Annotated in this window: 14 protein-coding genes, 1 tRNA gene and 1 rRNA gene; 6 read left to right on the top strand and 10 right to left on the bottom strand. The window is 68.8% G+C overall.

Annotation, left to right across the window (positions count from 1 at the left end; all coding sequences use genetic code 11):
• Window positions 1-87 precede the first annotated feature (87 nt).
• From rrf to CBR61_RS15750, 3 genes are all read left to right on the top strand, one after another.
• Window positions 88-202: ribosomal RNA gene (gene rrf, locus CBR61_RS15760) — 5S ribosomal RNA — on the top strand.
• Window positions 203-314: 112 nt separating this feature from the next.
• A tRNA-Met gene (locus tag CBR61_RS15755) sits at window positions 315-391 on the top strand.
• Between the two features lie 94 nt (window positions 392-485).
• The gene (locus CBR61_RS15750; protein ID WP_088915229.1) at window positions 486-1,079 is read left to right on the top strand and encodes an HD domain-containing protein; all 594 of its coding nucleotides are present in this window, start codon (window positions 486-488) and stop codon (window positions 1,077-1,079) included.
• Window positions 1,080-1,087: 8 nt separating this feature from the next.
• Here CBR61_RS15750 and CBR61_RS15745 read toward each other — a convergent pair whose 3' ends face one another.
• The 9 genes from CBR61_RS15745 to CBR61_RS15705 all read right to left on the bottom strand — a co-directional run bounded on the left by CBR61_RS15745 (window position 1,088) and on the right by CBR61_RS15705 (window position 13,310).
• Complete coding sequence (locus CBR61_RS15745; RefSeq protein ID WP_233996767.1) at window positions 1,088-2,953, bottom strand: methyl-accepting chemotaxis protein; 1,866 nt, start codon at window positions 2,951-2,953, stop codon at window positions 1,088-1,090.
• An 86-nt stretch (window positions 2,954-3,039) separates the two neighbouring features.
• On the bottom strand, window positions 3,040-4,845 hold the full coding sequence (locus tag CBR61_RS15740) for a methyl-accepting chemotaxis protein (protein ID WP_233996766.1): 1,806 nt from the start codon (window positions 4,843-4,845) through the stop codon (window positions 3,040-3,042).
• Window positions 4,842-6,383: a putative bifunctional diguanylate cyclase/phosphodiesterase gene (locus CBR61_RS15735; RefSeq protein ID WP_233996765.1), complete on the bottom strand. Its 1,542-nt coding sequence runs from the start codon at window positions 6,381-6,383 to the stop codon at window positions 4,842-4,844. Before CBR61_RS15735 ends, CBR61_RS15740 begins: the two co-directional genes overlap by 4 nt.
• A gap of 117 nt (window positions 6,384-6,500) precedes the next feature.
• Window positions 6,501-7,367, bottom strand: a complete 867-nt coding sequence (locus CBR61_RS15730) for a CheR family methyltransferase (RefSeq protein WP_088915228.1) — start codon at window positions 7,365-7,367, stop codon at window positions 6,501-6,503.
• A gap of 14 nt (window positions 7,368-7,381) precedes the next feature.
• Complete coding sequence (cheB, locus tag CBR61_RS15725; RefSeq protein ID WP_233996764.1) at window positions 7,382-8,566, bottom strand: chemotaxis-specific protein-glutamate methyltransferase CheB; 1,185 nt, start codon at window positions 8,564-8,566, stop codon at window positions 7,382-7,384.
• Window positions 8,563-8,928 carry a response regulator gene (locus CBR61_RS15720; RefSeq protein WP_088915227.1) on the bottom strand — a complete coding sequence of 122 codons (366 nt, stop codon included), beginning with the start codon at window positions 8,926-8,928 and terminating at the stop codon, window positions 8,563-8,565. The genes cheB and CBR61_RS15720 overlap by 4 nt, the downstream gene beginning before the upstream one ends.
• 55 nt (window positions 8,929-8,983) lie before the next feature.
• Window positions 8,984-9,442: a chemotaxis protein CheW gene (locus CBR61_RS15715; RefSeq protein ID WP_088915226.1), complete on the bottom strand. Its 459-nt coding sequence runs from the start codon at window positions 9,440-9,442 to the stop codon at window positions 8,984-8,986.
• Window positions 9,439-11,877 carry a chemotaxis protein CheA gene (locus CBR61_RS15710; RefSeq protein WP_088915225.1) on the bottom strand — a complete coding sequence of 813 codons (2,439 nt, stop codon included), beginning with the start codon at window positions 11,875-11,877 and terminating at the stop codon, window positions 9,439-9,441. The genes CBR61_RS15715 and CBR61_RS15710 overlap by 4 nt, the downstream gene beginning before the upstream one ends.
• Before the next feature lie 62 nt (window positions 11,878-11,939).
• Window positions 11,940-13,310 carry an MATE family efflux transporter gene (locus CBR61_RS15705; RefSeq protein ID WP_088915224.1) on the bottom strand — a complete coding sequence of 457 codons (1,371 nt, stop codon included), beginning with the start codon at window positions 13,308-13,310 and terminating at the stop codon, window positions 11,940-11,942.
• Window positions 13,311-13,403: 93 nt separating this feature from the next.
• Between CBR61_RS15705 and CBR61_RS15700 the strand changes: the two genes are divergently transcribed.
• On the top strand, window positions 13,404-14,168 hold the full coding sequence (locus tag CBR61_RS15700; RefSeq protein WP_088915223.1) for a class II aldolase/adducin family protein: 765 nt from the start codon (window positions 13,404-13,406) through the stop codon (window positions 14,166-14,168).
• A gap of 19 nt (window positions 14,169-14,187) precedes the next feature.
• Complete coding sequence (locus CBR61_RS15695; protein ID WP_088915222.1) at window positions 14,188-14,736, top strand: (2Fe-2S)-binding protein; 549 nt, start codon at window positions 14,188-14,190, stop codon at window positions 14,734-14,736.
• Between the two features lie 115 nt (window positions 14,737-14,851).
• On the opposite strand, the gene CBR61_RS15690 is transcribed toward CBR61_RS15695, so the two are convergent.
• Window positions 14,852-17,137, bottom strand: coding sequence for a TonB-dependent receptor family protein (locus tag CBR61_RS15690; RefSeq protein WP_088915221.1), 2,286 nt, complete (start codon window positions 17,135-17,137; stop codon window positions 14,852-14,854).
• A 153-nt stretch (window positions 17,138-17,290) separates the two neighbouring features.
• On the opposite strand from CBR61_RS15690, the gene arsC reads away from it, so the two are divergent.
• Window positions 17,291-17,635, top strand: coding sequence for an arsenate reductase (glutaredoxin) (gene arsC / locus CBR61_RS15685; RefSeq protein ID WP_088915220.1), 345 nt, complete (start codon window positions 17,291-17,293; stop codon window positions 17,633-17,635).
• The last annotated feature ends 12 nt before the right edge of the window (window positions 17,636-17,647 follow it).

The following is a 17,647-nucleotide window of genomic DNA, read 5'->3' as shown; positions in this document are numbered from 1 at the left end:
TGGAGAAAGCTCCAGTCAGATACGCCCTTAACCACTCATACCCATGAGTGTGCATCGATTTGAAACCCGCATCCACTGGTCCCATTGCTTGGTGGCCATAGCGTCTGTGACCCACCCGATCCCATCTCGAACTCGGCCGTGAAACCAGACAGCGCCGATGGTACTAACGCTCAAGCGTTGGAAGAGTAGGTCGCCGCCAGGCATTGCGACCAGTGGGAGCGGGAATAACCCATTCACAAGTCAACAGGGCTGACCCGCAAGGGCGGCCCTTTTGGCGTCTTTGAAGCCTTCCGGCTTCACGGACGTATCGGTATCGCGGGATGGAGCAGCCCGGTAGCTCGTCAGGCTCATAACCTGAAGGTCGTTGGTTCAAATCCAACTCCCGCAACCACCGTCAAAAACCCACCACAGATCAACGTCATCCACGCCCGCAGCCTCGCTGCCGGGCGCAATCGGCGTTTGATCGGGCTAAAGGAGGACATGCGATGACCGATGGCTTTGCCACCCCCTTCCTCACCGACCGCTTCGACGATGCGCTCGCCTATGCCAGTCACCTCCACCGCGCGCAGCGGCGCAAGGGGAGCGAGATCCCCTATGTCTCGTACCTCCTCGCGGTCGCCGCGATCGCGCTCGAGAACAGGGCGGACGAGGATCAGGCGATTGCCGCGCTGCTCCACGATGCGGTCGAGGACCAGGGCGGCCTTGCGCAGCTGGAGGCGATCCGCGCCCGCTTCGGCGGAGGAGTGGCGGAGATCGTCGCCGACTGCACCGATGCGCACGAGGAGCCCAAGCCGGCATGGCGCCCGCGCAAGGAGGCCTACATCGCCAGCCTCACGCACAAGCCGGCACGCAGTCTCGCAGTGAGTTTGGCCGACAAGACCCACAACGCCAGCGCGATCAACGCCGATCTTCGGGCCATGGGTGAGGCCGTGTGGAGCCGCTTCACCGGCGGCAGGGAAGGGACGCTGTGGTACTACCGCGCGCTCGCGGAAGCCTTCCGCGCGCATGCGCCCGGCATCGCTGCCGAGCGCTTCGCCCGCGAGGTCGCGGAAATGGAGGAACTGGCGGCGCGCGCCTGAACGGGCGCTTATCCCGCCCGCACGGTGCGCAGGAACCCGCGCACCTGTTCGCCCAGATGCGCCGCCTGGGCCTCGAGCTCGTTGGCGCTCGAGAGCACCTGCGAGGCCGCCGCCCCGGTCGAGAGCGAGAGCTGGCGCACATCCTCGATATGGGCGCTGACCTTCTCGGTCCCGCGTGCGGCGAGGTCGATGCTCTGGGCGAGATCGCGGCCCGCCACCGATTGCTGGTCGACTGCCGTGGCGATCGAGACCGCAGTGGCTTCGAGGTCCTTCACCTGACCCGCGATCGCCCGCAGCGCCTTGACGCTCGCGCCGGTGGTGGACTGCATCGCGCGGATTTGTTCGGCGACCTTTTCGGTCGCGCGGCTGGTCTGCATCGCGAGCTCCTTGACCTCGCTGGCGACGACCGCGAAGCCGCGCCCGGCCTCGCCGCCGCGGGCGGCTTCGATCGAGGCGTTCAGCGCCAGCAGGTTGGTGCGCTGGGCAATAGTCTGGATAAGTTCGACGATCTGCCCAACCTCGTCGGCCGAGGCGGCCAGTGCCGAGATCGTCTCGTCGGCCTCGCCGGTGGCGACCGTCGCAAGGCGCGCCAGTTCGCTGGAGGAGGCCGCCTGACGGCTGATCTCGCTGATCGAGAGTGCGAATTCGTCGCTGGCCGCGGCGGCTGCGGTGGCGCCGGCATTGGCTTCCTCCATCGAGGCGGCGACCTCGCCGGTGCGACGGCTGGCTTCCTCGGCGCTCGTCGCCATGCGCGAAGCGGTGGTGTGGAGCTGGCTCGACGCTGCCGCCACGCCGCTCACCACATCGCCGACGGTGCGTTCGAACTGCCGCGCCACTTCATCGAGAAGGGCCGCCTTCTTCGCCTCGGCCTCGAGCCGTTCGCGCTCGCGCTCCTGCTGCAATTGCAATTCCTGCTCGGCGCGTTCGGCCTTTTCGCGGGCGCGATCCTCCATCCACTTGTTGGCGCGCTTGAACAGGTCGAGCGCGCGGACCATCTGGCCGATCTCGTCCTGGCGGTCGGCGCCCTCGATGGTGAAGTGGCGGTCGCCCGAGGCAAGCTGGTTCATGCCCTTGGCGATCTCGACGATCTTGTTCGAGAAATCGCGCGACAGATAGGTGAGACCCAGCAGCAGCACCGCCGCGCCCACCGCCGCCAGCGCGGCGAGAATCAGGATCATGTTGAAGAAATAGCCGATGCCACGCGCTTCCTGCGCCTCGCCCGCCGCGGCAAGGTCCGAGGCGAGCCGGGCGGTGGCGGCCATCACGGCGGTGCCTTGCCCGGCGACATCGTTTGCCGCCGCATTCGCATCCCCGCCGCCGCGCACGCTGTCGGCGGCGCGGTCGAAGGTGGTCTCGAAGCGGGCGAGTTCCGCGCGCACGGCGTTGACGCGCGGGGCGAGCTGGGGGGCTTCCTCGGCGATGCTTGCCTCGATCGAGGTGAGCTGGGTCAGCAGCGCGCTTTCGCTGGCCCGCTGTGCCTCTCGCGGACCGGTGCTGCGGTCGTAGACGACACGCACGGAATGATGGCGCAACTCGCTCGCGGCCATTTGCAACTGGCCGGCCGCGACCAGCGTTTCCTGCATCCGGGCCGAGGCGTTGTAGCGATCCCACAGGTGGGTGAGGCCTAGCCCCAGAACCAGCGTCATCAGCACGCCGACCCCGAGGAAGGTGCCGAACACGGCGTTGATCTTGCCGGAAAGCGAGAGGTTGCGGAACCAGGTCAGGCGTTCGAGCAGAGTGGTGCGCGGGGCTGCTTGCGGCACGTCTGCATCGCCGACGCCTGCATCCTCCAGCGCGAAGTCGCTCCTGAGGTCTCGCACGAAGTCGGGAACGGCCTGTTCCTCGCGGCGCTCCTGCAAGCTCATCATGTTCATTTTCCGCAATCCCCCGAAGGCTTGTTTCAAGCAATTGTGAAGGAAAATCCTTTCCAAAAGCTTGAGTTGCCGAGGATTGTGCGCGGTCAGCCGGTGCGCACCCGCGCGAGGAAATCCTGCACCTGAGTGCGCAGCGTGGCGGCCTGGGTTTCGAGGCTGGTTGCGCTCGCAAGCACCTGCGAAGCGGCCGATCCGGTCGACAGCGACAGCGCCCGCACGGTATCGACGTGGCCCGCGACCTTTTCGGTTCCGCGTGCCGCCAGATCGATGCTGCGGGCGAGATCGTGACCGGCGACCGACTGCTGGTCGACCGCGCTGGCGATCGAGACGGCGGTGGTTTCGAGCTGTTCAATCTGGCTGGCGATGGCGCGCAGGGCGCTGACGCTGGCGCCGGTGGTCGATTGCATCGCGCGGATCTGCTCGGCAACCTGTTCGGTTGCGCGGCTGGTCTGGTTGGCGAGTTCCTTGACCTCGCTGGCCACGACCGCAAAGCCGCGTCCCGCCTCGCCGCCGCGCGCCGCCTCGATCGAGGCGTTCAGGGCGAGCAGGTTGGTGCGCTGCGCGATGGTCTGGATCAGCTCGACGATTTGGCCGACCTCCTGCGCGGAGTGGGACAGGGCGCCGATGGTGCTGTCGGCTTGCCGCGCCGAGACGCTTGCCTCACGCGCCAGTGCGGCGGAGGAGGCGGCCTGACGACTGATCTCGCCGATCGACATGGCGAATTCGTCGCTGGCTGCGGCAGCCGCGGTGGCCCCGAGATTGGCTTCCTGCATCGCCGCTGCGGCCTCGCCGGTGCGCTGGCTCGCGTCCTCGGCGGTGGTCGCCATCAGGCTGGCGGTCGATTGCAGCTGGCTGGAGGCGGCAACCACGCCGGTGACGACTTCGCCCACGGTGCGTTCGAACTGGTCGGCGATGGCGTGGATCGCGCGGTCGCGTTCGAGCCGGGCCTCCTCGCGCTGCACCTGCAGGCGGGCCTGTTCGTCGAGCTCGGCCCTGGCGCGTTCGGCGCGTTCGCGGCTCAGCTTCTCGAGCCTGAGGCCGGCGCGGTGGAACACCTCGGTCGCGCGTGCCATCTCTCCGATTTCGTCGCGGCGCTCCTTGCCGCTGATCGCGACATCGCGCGTGCCGGCGGCGATGGCGGTCATCTGGCGCGCGATCGCGCCGAGGGTCGCGCCCACGGTGCGGTTGAAATAACGCTGTGCGAACAGCGTGATGAGCGTCAGGATCGTCGCGAGGCCGATCCACATGACCAGCAGACGCGAGATCAGCGATGCGCCGTCATCGGCCATCCGGTCGGCTTCCTGCCCGAGTGCGGTGGTCATGTCCCCCGCCGCCTCGATGACGGCGCTGCCGGTGGCCTCGATCTCGGAGGCCTGGCGCCGGCGGCGACTGTCGTCGGCGGTGTCGGGGTCGTAGGCGGCGACCTGGCGGCCGAGATCGTCGATTCCGTCGCGGATCAGCGAAAGGCGGTCCTGGGCGGCGATGCCGGTGGCGGCTGCACGGTCGGCAAGGGCGGCGGCGCTCGTCGCGGCGTGGTCGAGCGCCTCGCGGGCGGCACGGGCGCGCGCGGCATCGCCGTCCGCGATCAGCATTTCGGCGTGGCGCTGGCCCTCGCCCAGCTGCACCAGCAGGCGTTCGGCCGTGAGCGCTGCATTGTGGGTGGTGCGGATACGCTCGGCGCGCTGGCCGAGCTCGACATAGCCCGCAACCACGAACAGTCCCGCGAGCAGCGCGAAGGCGAGATTGCAGCTAAAGAACAGCGTAATCTTGCCACCGATCGACAGTCCGTCGAACCAGCGGCGCGCGCGGCCCAGCGGCGTCGTCGGCGCGGACGCCGCGCTGGCGACGGTTTCGGCCTCGCAGTCGATGGCGATGTCCTGAAGCGCGCTCATGCTGCCCGGTCGTCCTTGCTTTGAGGCCCTGCGACCTGGGCGTCGTTGCGGTTCTGCGCTTCTATCAGCCGGTCGATTTCCTCGGCCGGCAGCGCGCGGTAATAGAGCCAGCCCTGGATCTGGTCGCACCCGGCAAGGCGCACCAGTTCGGCCTGTTCCTCGGTCTCGACGCCTTCCGCGGTCACGCCCATGTCGAGCGCGCGGGCGAGCGCGATCGAGGAGAGCATCATCGCCCGGCTGCCGTCATCGACGCCGGCCAGTTCCACGAGGCTGCGGTCGAGCTTCAGTTTCTCGAAGCGGAAGCGCCGCAGGAAGCCGATCGAGGCATAGCCGGTGCCGAAATCGTCGAGCGCGATGCGCACGCCGAAGCTGCGGATCACGTCCAGCGTGCGCTCGGCCACCACGGGATCGAGCACGAGGCAGGTTTCGGTGACTTCCAGTTCGAGCCGGTGCGGCGGGAAGCCGGTTTCCTCCAGCACCTCGCCCAGCTTGATCGGGAATTCGGCATTGCGCAGCTGCGCGGCGGAGATGTTGACCGACAGCGTGATGTCGCCCCAGCGCAGCGCGTCGCACACCGCCTGGCGCAGCACCCACAGCCCGAGCGGATTGATGAGGCCTGAATCCTCGGCCACGGGGATGAAGATGTTGGGCCCGAGCGGATCGCGCCCGGTCCGGTCCCAGCGCAGCAGCGCCTCGACCGCAACGATGCGCTTGGTCTCGGCGCTTACCAGCGGCTGGTAGGCGAGGTGGAATTCGCCGGCGGTGATGCCGGTGCGGATCTCGTCCTCGATCTCGCGCACGCGCTCACGGCGGCGGTCGAAGCTTTCGTTGAACCAGGTGCAGCGCATCTTGCCGCCGCGCTTGGACATGTCCATCGCCACGTCCGCCCGGCGCAGCATTTCGGACGAGGGCACGCGCAGGTCGGCGGTCGAGCGGGTGAGGCCGATGCTCGCCCCCACCGCGATGTGGCGATGGCCGAGCGTGATCGGCGTGCCGAGCCGTTCCAGCAGCGCGCGGCAGATCCCCTCGAGGATGGTGCCCGAGACCTTGCCGGTCATCACTGCGGCGAATTCGTCGCCGCCGAGCCGGTAGCAGCGCGCCTCGGTGCCGCACACCTCGCGCAGGAGATCGGCGCAGCGTTCGATCAGCTGGTCGCCGACAGCGTGGCCGTAGTGGTCGTTCACCTGCTTGAAGCTGTCGAGATCGATCATCGCCAGCGCGACTTCCTCGTCCCCGCGCGAGAAGTGCTGGATGTCCTCGTGGAGCGCGTGGCGGTTGGGCAGGCGGGTGAGCGGATCGCCGTGGGCGCGTTCCTCGAGCCCGCGGATTGTGGCGATGCCGCTGCGGCCGAGGAAGAACAGCGTGGCGGCATAGATCAGGATCGCCGAGATCAGCAGCGCGCCCTGCGAACCCACCGCCCAGCGGTCCGAAAGCCCCACCGCCAGCGCGAGGCAGCCGGTCATCACGCTCGCCACCGCGATCGGGATGACCACCAGTCCGACCGAGGTCAGGTGCAGGGGTTGCTTCGCCGTGAACACAGAGCAGGATTCCCGTTGCGGCGCCCGCATTCTCGCGCCTTTGACGGATCATCCTAAAGAGGAGCGGCTAAGGAAGGGTAAACCATCGCGCCCGAAAGCGTCGCGCAGCGGCGGAAATCAGGCGATTTTCTGGAGCGTGGCGGCGACGGGCCTGGTGACCGGCTCGAAGAAGCTGGCCCGGCGCGAGGCGGGGACGAAGCGTTCGGTCTGGCCGACCACGGTCTCACCCGCGCCGAGCATCAGGAAGCCGTCGGGCATGACCGCGCCGGCCAGCCGGGCGAAGGCCTCGCTGCGGGTCGGGCGGTCGAAATAGAGCAGCACGTTGCGGCACAGCACGAGATCGAAGGGGATGCGTCCCGGGTGGTGGGGGGCGAGCAGGTTGGCCTGGGCGAAGCGGACCATGCGCCGCACCTCGTCGCGCACCTGCCAGCCGCGCGGTGTTTCCTCGAAGTGGCGCAGCATCTGGGTGACGCCGAGCCCGCGCTGCACCTCGAACTGGCTGTAGACCCCGCTGCGCGCCGCGGCGATCGCGCGGTGCGAGACATCGGTGCCGAGGATGTCGATCGTCCAGCCCTGCCAGCGTTCGGCCTGTTCGGCGAACAGCATGGCGAGCGAATAGACCTCCTGCCCGGTCGAGCAGCCCGCCGACCAGATCGACAGGCGGCGCGCGCTCTGGCGGCGCTTGGCGAGCTCGGGCAGGATCTCGCCCGGCAGCTGGTCGAAGGTCGGCTTGTCGCGGAAGAAATAGGTCTCGTTGTTGAGCAGCGCCTCGACAACCTCTTGCGCGAGATCGGTGCCCTCCGGGCCGGCAGGCGGGGCGGCGAGCAGGCACACCAGCTGGTCGACATTGGAGATGCCGTGCGCGCGGAAGATGCCGGCGAGCGCGGAATTGACGCGCCAGCGGCGGCTTTCGGTCAGGTGCTGACCGGTGCGCGCTTCGAGCAGATCGGCGATGATCTGGTGGGAGGCTTCGCTCGCTTCCATCGGGTCGCGCCGCCCTACCGCAGGGCCGCAGGGGCAGGGGCGGAGGCGGGAGCAGGGGTGAAGGCCTGCGCCATCACCGCATCGCCGAGCCGGTCGGGCGGGCCGATGAGGCTGGCGAGCCCCGCGCGCGCGACCGCGCCGGGCATCCCCCACACCGCGCTGGTATCGGCGTCCTGCGCGTAGATCATGCCGCCCGCATCGACGAGCGCCTGCGCGCCGAGCACCCCGTCGCGGCCCATGCCCGACAGGATCACGCCCACGGCGCGGCCCTCGCAGGCTGCGGCAAGGCTCGCCAGCATCGGATCGACCGAGGGCAGGCAGCCGCTCGCCGCCGGTTCGGTGCTGATACGGGTGACGAGACCCGATCCGGCAGCGGGCCCCTTGCGGCGCACCACGATATGGCCGTGACCGGGCGCGATGACGATGCGGCCCGGGGTGAGCGCGAGCCCATCGGTGGCGATGTCCGCCGGACGCCCGCAGGCCGCCTCGATCTGGCGCGCGAAGACCGGCATGAAGCTCGCCGGCAGGTGCTGGGTGATCAGCAGCGGCAGATCGAAATCGGCGCCGAGCTGGCGCAGCATCAGGCCAAGCGCGTGGATCCCCCCGGTCGAAGCGCCGATCGCGATCGCCTCCGGCCGCCAGGCGCGGCGCGCGAAGCCGGGGCGCGCGAAGCTGGGTGACGGACTGCGGGCAGGGACGGTCTCGGCCTCGGCAGCGCTTTCGGCGATGCGTGATCCGAGCGCGCGGATCTTGCCGAGCAGCGCCGCGCGGTAATCCTCGGTGAAGCCGCCCGGTCGCGGCTTCAGCAGCGTGTCCGCGGCCCCCATCTGGAGCGCGGCAAGCGTGTGCTCGGCCCCGTCCATCGTCAGCGACGAGACCACCAGCACCTGCGGCTTGCCCGGCGTGGCGAGAATCGCGGGCAGGGCATCGAGCCCGCCCATCCCCGGCATCTCGAGATCGAGCAGCACCACGTCGGCGGGCGTCTCCGAGAGCTGGGCGATGGCGCGTTCGGCGCTCGATGCGGTGCCCACGATCACCAGCGCGGGGTCGCTCTCGACCATGCGCTTGAAGATCGTGCGCACAGTCAGCGAATCGTCGACGATCATCACCCGGATCGCCGATGCGGCGCCGGCGTGGGCGAAGGGGCGTCTGGCGCTATCGGCGCGGGGGCTGCGCGGCAGGGAGGCGGGGCGGTTCACGCAAACCCGACAAGCTGCAACTTGATCTGCAGCGTCTCGTGATCGAAGGGCTTCATCACATATTCGTCCGCCCCGGCCTGGATCGCCTGGCGGATATGCGCGACATCGTTCTCGGTGGTGCAGAACACGACCTTGGGCTTGTCGCCGCCCGGGCGCTGGCGCAGGTGGACGAGGAATTCGATGCCCGTCATCACCGGCATGTTCCAGTCGAGCAGCACCACATCGGGCATCGCCGCATCGCAGGCATCGAGCGCGAGCTTGCCGTTCTCGGCCTCCTCCACGGCAAAGCCGAGCGTCTCGAGGATGTGCCGCGAAACCTTCCGGATGACCCGGGAATCATCGACGATGAGGCAAGTTTTCATGGGGCTGTCCTGCGATTGGTGCCGCAAGACTAAGGGCCATTTGGTAAGGATTGGATTAAGCCGCGCTCTCGATTTCGTGCCGTGCGGTCTCGGGTCCGGCGAGCAGTGCGGGAAGATCGACGAGCAGCGCGGGGCCGGCCATGGTCTCGATCATGCCTGTGGCGATGCGCGACCATTCGGGGCCGAATCCGCCCGGCACCTGCCCGGCCTCGCCCGCGGCGGTGGTGATGTCCTCGATCCCGTCGACCAGCAGCGCGTAGGAATGGCCCCCGTCGGCGACGACGATGGCGCGGTGGTCGGTCGGCCAGTCGCCCGCTCCCGCCACGCCGATCGCGCGGCGGCAGTCGATCACGGTCAGCGCCTGGCTGCGCAGTGCGGTGATCCCGGCGATCCACACCGGCGCGCGCGGGATCGGGGTGACGGCCGAAACCTCGATCACCGATTTCACGTCCAGCGCCGAGAGCGCGCAGCGGCGTCCGGCGATGCAGGCGATGACGAGCAGGTCTCCGGTCATGCGGCTTCTCCGGGGGCGGGGCGTGCGGCGGCGGCGAGGGCGGCGAGCAGGGCTTCGCGGTCGTAGCGGTAGATCGTCGCCGCGCCAGCGGGCGCATCGGGCTGGTCGCGCAGGCGGATCACGCGGGCGGGCAGGGGGCGGTCCAGTGCTTCGGCGACCTCGTAGACATCCTCGAACACGATCCCCACCGCGGCGGCACCGGCGTCCTCGGCTGCGACGATGTCATAGCCTGCGGCGGTCACCAGCGGGGCGAGGATGGTGCGCGCCCATTCGCCCTCGGGCAGGACGCAGGCGGGACGGACGGCGGCGACAGGCGGCTCGCCGTACCGGGCGAACAGGGCGTGGGCGTCGATCAGGGTGACAGGCGTGCCGCCGATCAGGGTCATGCCCTCGATCATCGGGTCCTCGGGCACCGGGGTCAGCGTCTCGGTCAGTTCCACCGCATCCTCGACCTCGCGCACCGCGTGGAGCAATTCGCAGGCCCCGTCAGACAGGCGCAGCAGGCGCACGCGCGGCTGGGCGAGGGGTTCTTCGGGCAGGCCGATCAGCGGCAGGATCATCCCGTCGATCACCACCCGCGCGCGGGCGGCGGAGCGGTCGATGGCGCTCGCCGGGGCGGTCTCGATGCGCTGCACCAGTTCGAGCCGCACCGCCGAACGGCGTCCGGCGAAATCGGTGAACAGCATCGCGCGGCTGTGCGTCTCGGCCCCGGCGGCGGCATCGCCGTCGTGAAGCTCGAGCACCCGGGTGCGGGTGTCGGAGACGAGGTGATGCTGCGCGGCGATGTTCGCCACGTCGAGCAGCAACACCGGCGTGCCGTCGTCGAGCAGGGTCGATCCGGCATAGAGCCCGGAGCGCATCACGGCAGGCGCGAGCGGCTTGACCACGATGTCGCCGTGATTGTGGATGCCCTCGACCGCCAGTGCGAAGAGATCGCCGCTGGCGAGGCGCAGCATCACGAGGGTCGGGTCCTTCGCCGCGACCTCGCAGGCCGGCAGGCCCAGCACTTCGCCCAGCATCAGACAGGGCACGCGGTTGCCGCGGAAGGTGACGAGCGCGGTCTCGCCCATGCGGGTGAAATCGAGCACCTTGGAGGAGGCCTGGACGATCTCCTCGACGTAGCTCTGCGGGATCGCGAAACGCTGGCCGCCCGCCTCGACGGTGAGCCCGGCGATGATGCTGAGAGTGAGCGGGATCTGGAGCGTGAAGGTGGTGCCCTGCCCGGGGGCGGAGGCGACCTTGATGCTGCCGCCGACCTTCTCGAGGTTCTGGCGCACGACGTCGAGCCCGACCCCCCGGCCCGAGACGTTGCTGACTGTCTCGGCGGTCGAGAAGCCCGGTTCGAAGATCAGGTTCAGGATCTTGTCGCGCGGCATGGCGGCGCGCTCGGCGGCGGTGAGCAGGCCCGTGGCGTTCGCCTTGGCGGCGATGCGTTCCTCGTCCAGCCCGCGCCCGTCATCGGCGATCACGATGGAGATGGTGTTGCCCGATTGGCGCGCGGCGATGGCGAGCAGGCCGATCTCGCGCTTGCCCCCGGCGAGGCGGGCGGACGGCGCCTCGATGCCGTGGTCGATCGCGTTGCGGATGATGTGGGTGAGCGGATCGCGGATCGTCTCGATCATCTCGCGGTCGAGTTCCACGTCCCCGCCGTCGAGATCGACCATCACCTGCTTGCCGAGTTCGGCGCTGAGATCGCGCACGAGGCGGGGGAGGGCGGAGAACAGGGTCTCGATCCGCTGCATCCGCATCCGCGTGATCGCGTCGCGCACGTCGGACAGGATCGTGGTGAGGCGCTCGAACGGCCCGTCGATGGTCGGCTGGGTGCCGGCCTGCCGCAGGCGGTGGGCGAGATCGTTGCGGGCCAGCACCATGTCGGAAACGCCGCTCATCACCCGGTCGAGCAGTTCGACCGGCAGGCGGATGGTGCGCTGGGCGGCGGCGGTATCGCTGCGGCGGGCGGGGCCGGCCTGCTCCTCGCCGGAGGCCAGCAGGCTCGCCGCAGGGGCGTGCAGGGCGGCACCGGAGTCCGCTTCGGCACCCTCCGGTCCTCCGGTTTCGCAGGTGTCGGGGGACGCATCGAGGCCCGCGATCAGAGCCTCGTCGCCACCCTCGGGAAAGGTCTCGCCCGCCTCGATGGCGTCGATCATCTGCACGATCCGGTCGATAATCGCGAGCACGGCGGACACTAGCGCGCGGTCCGGCTCGCGGCGCCCGGCGCGGCAATCGGCGAGCGCATCCTCGGCGGCATGGCTGAGGCCGGCAAGGCGCGGAAAATCGAAGAAGCCGCAGTTGCCCTTCACCGTGTGAACGAAGCGGAAGATCGCATCGAGGCGCGCGCGGTCGGCCGGATCGGCCTCCCAGGCGACGAGTTCGCCGCTGGAGGCTTCCAGCATCTCGCGGGTCTCGGCGATGAAATCCGCCAGCAGATCGTCCATGCGTGAAGGCGCCCTCTTGTCGCGTGTACGAGGGCTATGCGGCAGGGTTGGTTAACAATGGCCTAGCGCGCGGGCGTCCAGGCGGGATCCTGTCGCAGGAAGATGTGGCGCACCAGCAGGATTGCCGAGACGCCGCCGAACAGGTTGGCGGCGAGTTCGGCGGTGAAGATCGCCGCCGAGCCCATATCCGGCTGGAGCATCAGCGCCACCGGCAGCATCACGAGAAACACCCGCGCGACCGACTGGACGAGGGCGAACGCCGCCTTGTCGACCGCGTTCATGATCCCGTTGCCGACGATTAGCAGGCCGAACCCGGCATAGCCCCAGGCGGCGATCTTGAGGTAGAGATCGAACTCGGCGACGACGGCGGGATCATCGGTGAAGACCCGCGCCAGGCTCGCCCCTGCCGCCATCATGAGGATGGCGACCAGCAGCCCCCACACCACGCAGAAGCCGGCCGCATAGAGCGTCGCCTCGCGCGCCCGGTCGAATCGGCGCGCGCCCCAGTTCTGCCCCACGATCGCCCCGATAGCGCCCGACAGGCCGAGCAGCGGGACGATGACGAAGCTCTGCAAGCGTCCCGCCGCGCCGAACCCCGCGACTGCCGCCTCGCCTTCCAGCGCGACCAGCGCGGTCAGGACCGAGAGGCCGAGCGGGTTGATCGCATTGGAGAAGGAGGCGGGCAGGCCGACGCGGATGATGGCCCGGGCCTGTTCGGCAAGGTCGCAGTCGCGCAGCAGCCCTAGGTTGAGCGGCAGCGGCGTGCCGCGCAGCAGCCACATGGCCGCACAGACCCCCACCCCCCAGCCGATCACCGTGGCATAGGCCGATCCGGCAATGCCGAAGCCCGGAAAGCCGAAGGCGCCGGTGATCAGGATCGGGTTGAGCACCCAGTTGGCCGCGGCATAGGTGATGCTGACGGTGCTGGTGCGCTTCGCCTCGCCCTGCCCGCGCAGCACGCCGTTGAAGCCCATGATTGCAAGGCTGAGCGGGAAGCCCATGGCATAGGGCGCCATGTAGACCCGGATCAGCGGCATGAGGTGTGCGGGCGCGTTCATCGCCGAGAAGATCGGGTCGATGAGCAGCCACAGTGCAAGACCCATCACCAGTCCGCAGGCGAGCGCGAAGACGATCCCGAAATTGGCGCGCTTGGCGGCCCGGTCCATGTCCCCTTCGCCCAGCGCCCTGGCGACCACCGAATTGATCCCCACCATCACCCCGACGCCGAGCGAGGTGCTGGCCACGGCGACGGGGAAGATGAAGCTGATCGCCGCCAGCGGCGCGCTGCCGAGCTGGCCGATGAAATAGGCATCGACGATCCCGATCGACATGATCGCCGCCACCCCGATCACCGCGGGCAGGGTCTGGCTGACGAGGTGTCCGGGGATCGAGCCGCTGACGAGGCGAGCGGATGAAGGGGCGGGCGCGGTCATTCCCGGCAAGGCCTAGCCGCGCGCCTCGCGGCTTGCAAAGCATTCCCCGCCCGTGCGATAGCCGCGCAGCAAGGCAGACGGAGAGGAACGGCCATGGCAACCCAGCTCAAACCCACCATCGAATGCAGCCCCGAGGAATGGCAGGCGCGGCTGGATCTGGCGGCCTGCTATCGCATCTTCGACCATCTCGGCTGGTCGGAATCGATCTACAACCACATCTCGCTCAAGGTGCCGGGGGAGAAGGACACCTTCCTCATCAACCCCTTCGGCCTGCTCTATTCCGAGGTGACGGCGTCGAACCTCGTCAAGATCGATGTCGAGGGCAATAACGTGGGCGGCTCGCCCTACATGGTGAACAAGGCGGGCTTCACCCAGCACGCCTATTTCCACAAGCATCTGGGCGGCCGCGCCGACGCAATCTGCCATGTCCACACCACCGCGACCATGGCGGTGTGCAGCCACAAGGACGGGCTGCTGCCGACCAATTTCTACGCCTGCAACTTCCAGGGCCAGATCGGCTATCACGACTTCGAGGGCGTCACCGTGCGCCCCGAGGAAGGCGAGCGGCTGGTGCAGAACCTCGGCAACCACACGATCCTGATGCTGCGCAATCACGGACCCGTGGTGATGGACCGCACGATCCAGGGCATGTTCGTCAAGATGTGGGCCTTGCAGCGCGCCTGCGAGATCCAGGTGGCGACGCTCTCCATGGGCAATCCCAACCTCGTGCCCCAGGCAGTGGTCGACGTCCACCAGCGCGACCTTTCCGTGATGAGCGGGCAGGGCGGCGCGGGGCTGTTCGACTTCGAGGCGTGGAAGCGCAAGATCGACCGGATCGACGACAGCTGGCGCCAGTAAGCGCCGCCCAGGACCTGCCATGTCGCGCATGACCGTCAACGAGCGGCCGGTCGAGTTCGACCTCGATCCGCGCATGCCGCTGCTTTACGCGCTGCGCGAGGCGATGAACCTCACCGGCACCAAGGCCTGCGGGGGCGGGGCGGAATGCTCGGGCGCGTGCATGGTGCTGGTCGACGGCGTGGCGCTCCGGTCCTGCGCGATCACGCTGGCCGAGGCGGAGGGGCGTTTGATCACGACCATCGAGGGGTTGTCGCGCGATCGTTCGCATCCCGTGCAGCAGGCGTTGGTGGCGCAAGGGGCGATCCAGTGCGGCTATTGCACCCCCGGGATCGTGATGTCCGCCGCCGCGCTGCTCCAGCGCAACCCCGCGCCGACCCGCGAGGACATCGCTGCCGCTATCCCGAATATCTGCCGCTGCGGGGTCTATCCGCGGCTGGTCAAGGCGGTCGAGCAGGCCGGGCGCGTGGCCCAGCGGCAGGAGCGCATCAGCGCCGCCCCTGCGCCGGGCATCACTCCCGAGGACGCCGCCAAGGCGGTGCCGGCCCTGCGCGTGGGCGAGCCGGAGTAGCCTGTTCGGGCCACCTGCGGTGGCACGGACCACCCGCCCCGCCTCCCCACCCGGCCACCATAGCCTGATGGTATCATTGGTGGCCGGGTGGGGAGGCGGGGCGGGTGGTCTGAACTCAATAACGCAGCGTCAGGCCGACCTGGATGGTGAAGGGCTGCCCCGGCAGGATGCCGCGCGCCCGGTCGGTCACGTAAAGCCGGTCGAAGAGGTTGCGGGCTGTGGTGAACACCTCCCACTTGCCGCCCGGCGGGCCGTAGGAGGCGGCAAGGTTCACCTGCGTCCAGCCCTCGATCAGCCCGCGCTGGCCATCGGGGGTGACGGGGATGAGGTTCACATCGTCGGCGAAGATCGAGGACTGGCTGACCAACTCGACCTGCCCCGTGAAGCCCTTGTGCTCGACCCCTAGCGCGCCCGAGACGAGCCATTCGGGCGAATAGGGCAGGCGGTTGCCCTCGACATTGCGGGCGACGCCGCAGGGCACCGCGCCCGCGCCGGTTGCCACCAGCGTTCCGGTGGTCGCCCCGTCGAAGCAGGGAGCGGTGGCGATGCGGGTGCTGTTGTATTCGGCATCGGCGACCCAGGTCAGCGCGAGGCGCGCGAAGACATCGGTCTCGCCCCCGGTCCAGCCCGCCGCGCGCGAGGAGGCGTTGAGCGCGAACTCGCCGCCGCGGTGCAGCGTCTCGCCCGCCGAGGTGAGCGTCGCGCCAACCCCGCCGGCGACCGACTGGGCGACGATCTGGTTCTGGAAATCCATCACGAAGGCGGTGGCGTCGAAGCCGATGCCCGGCACGATGTCGCCGCGCAGCCCGATCTCGTAGTTCCAGCTCAGTTCGGCATCGAGATCGACCGAGCCCCCGGCTGCGGTGATGATGTCCTCCACCCGCGGCGGAGCGAAGCCGCGGTGCACGCCGCCATAGAGCGTGAGGTAGTCGCGGATCGCCCAGGTCGCGCCGATGCCGGGGAGCACCTTGTCGAGGCTGCTGGTGCCGCTGGTCGCGGCGGTCACCGCACCCGAGGGGCGGCCGCCGACGAGGATGTCGATCGGCAGGTTGCGGCGCGCGAAATCGATGAACTCGGCGCGCACGCCGGGGGTGAGCGCGAAGGCGCCGAATTCGAGGCGCGACTGGATAAAGGCCGCAAAGGCGGTCGCATCGCGCTCGTTGTTCTCGCGCACGCCCGCGTTGACGCTCGTGCCGGGGCGGCGGGCGGTGGGGGTGTCGCCGTTCCACTGGCGGCGGCGCTGGCGTTCCTCGTGATAGCGCACCCCGATCTCGGTCTCGCCGCCGATGCCGAATAGCGCGTGATCGATCGCGAGGCGGGATTCGATCCCGTAGGTGTCGTAATCGCGCAGGCGCCCCTCATTGCCGCAGGCGGTGAGGAGGTTGGCCATGCCGCCGCAGGCCGGATCGCTCGAATCGTTGGGCCGCTGGCCCGAGTTCGAGGACTGCCGCCACCAGTCGCGGGTGAAGTAGTGGTAATAGGCCGAGGTGCGCAGGGTCAGATTGTCGGACAGGTTCCAGCGATGGGCGATGGTGGCGTTCAGGCGCTCGGTCTGGAAGTCGTCGTTGACGAAGGGATTGCCGCGCGGATCGGCGGCGAATTCGTCGCGGCGCAGGCCCGAATATCCCACCCGGCTGTCCTCGCGGAAGCGCGAGAGCTTGATCGTGAGGCCGTGGTCGGGGCCGAATTCCCAGCCTCCCTTCACGAAGATGTCGGTGAAGCGCAGCGCCTGGTTGTCGCGGAAGCCGTCGGTCTGGTTGTGGTTGACATGAACCAGCACGCCGCCGCCGGCGAGCCTGCCGCCGACCATGCCGTCGAGCATCAGCATGTCGCGGTTGCCGCCCGCGACGGTGCCGTTGGCGATGAATTCGTCGGGCACTTCGGGAGTGATGTAGTTGACCACGCCGCCGATGGTCTGCGGACCGAAGCGGATTTGGCCGGCGCCTTTCAACACCTCGAGCCGGGTGAAGCGCTGGATCGGCGGGTGGTAGTAGCTGGCGTTGTCGCCATAGGGGGCATAGCCGAGCGGGATCCCGTCCTCGAGCAGCAGCACCTTGGTCGAGCGCACCGGGTTGAGGCCGCGGATGCCGATATTGGGGCGCATCCCCGCGCCTTCCTCCTCGCGGACGAATACGCCCGGAACAAGGCGCAGGGCATCGTTGACGTTGAGCGGGCGGGTGCGTTCGAGATCGGTTTCGGTGACGATGGCGGATGAGCCGGGGATGGTGTCGGCGTCCTCCATGCTGCCGACGACGACGATCTCGGTCGCGGGCTGCGCGGCGGTGGTGGTGATCGCTCCGCTGCTGCTGCCCTGCTGCAAGTCGCCGTTCTCTGCGAAAGCGGGGAAGGCGATGCTGGCGCAGCCCGCCAGAAGGGCGGTGCGGGCGAAGGGGAGAATCATGGGTTGAAGGCCTCTCGGTGTGTCTTGCGAACGCCAGCTATTGAAAACCATTCGCATCTGCAAGCGCCGCGAGGGCTTGAAATTGATAATCATCAATCTGTGGCAATCCCGCCACGAGGATTCTATCGTCCGGACAAGACAAGGGAGCATCGAATGAAGGCGACGATCTGGCACAACCCGGCCTGCGGCACATCGCGCAAGACACTGGCGATCCTCGAGAACCTCAGCCGTGTGGAGGTGACCGTGGTCGAATACCTCAAGACCCCGCCGAGCGCCGAGAAGCTCGCCCAGCTCTACCGTAATGCCGGGATCACCCCGCAGGCAGGCCTGCGCATGCGCGGCACCGATGCGGCCGAACGTGGCCTGCCCGATGCAGACGACGCCACGGTGCTCGCCGCGATGGTCGCCGATCCGATCCTGATCGAGCGCCCGCTGGTGGAAACCGACAACGGCGTTCGCCTGTGCCGACCGCAGGACGTGGTGCTGGAAATTCTCTAACTTCCGTTCGGG

It is taken from the genome of Porphyrobacter sp. CACIAM 03H1 (assembly GCF_002215495.1).
Taxonomy (GTDB): Bacteria; Pseudomonadota; Alphaproteobacteria; order Sphingomonadales; family Sphingomonadaceae; genus Erythrobacter.
Note: the sequence above shows the minus strand (reverse complement) of the source record. Positions and strands in the feature narration are given on the sequence as shown.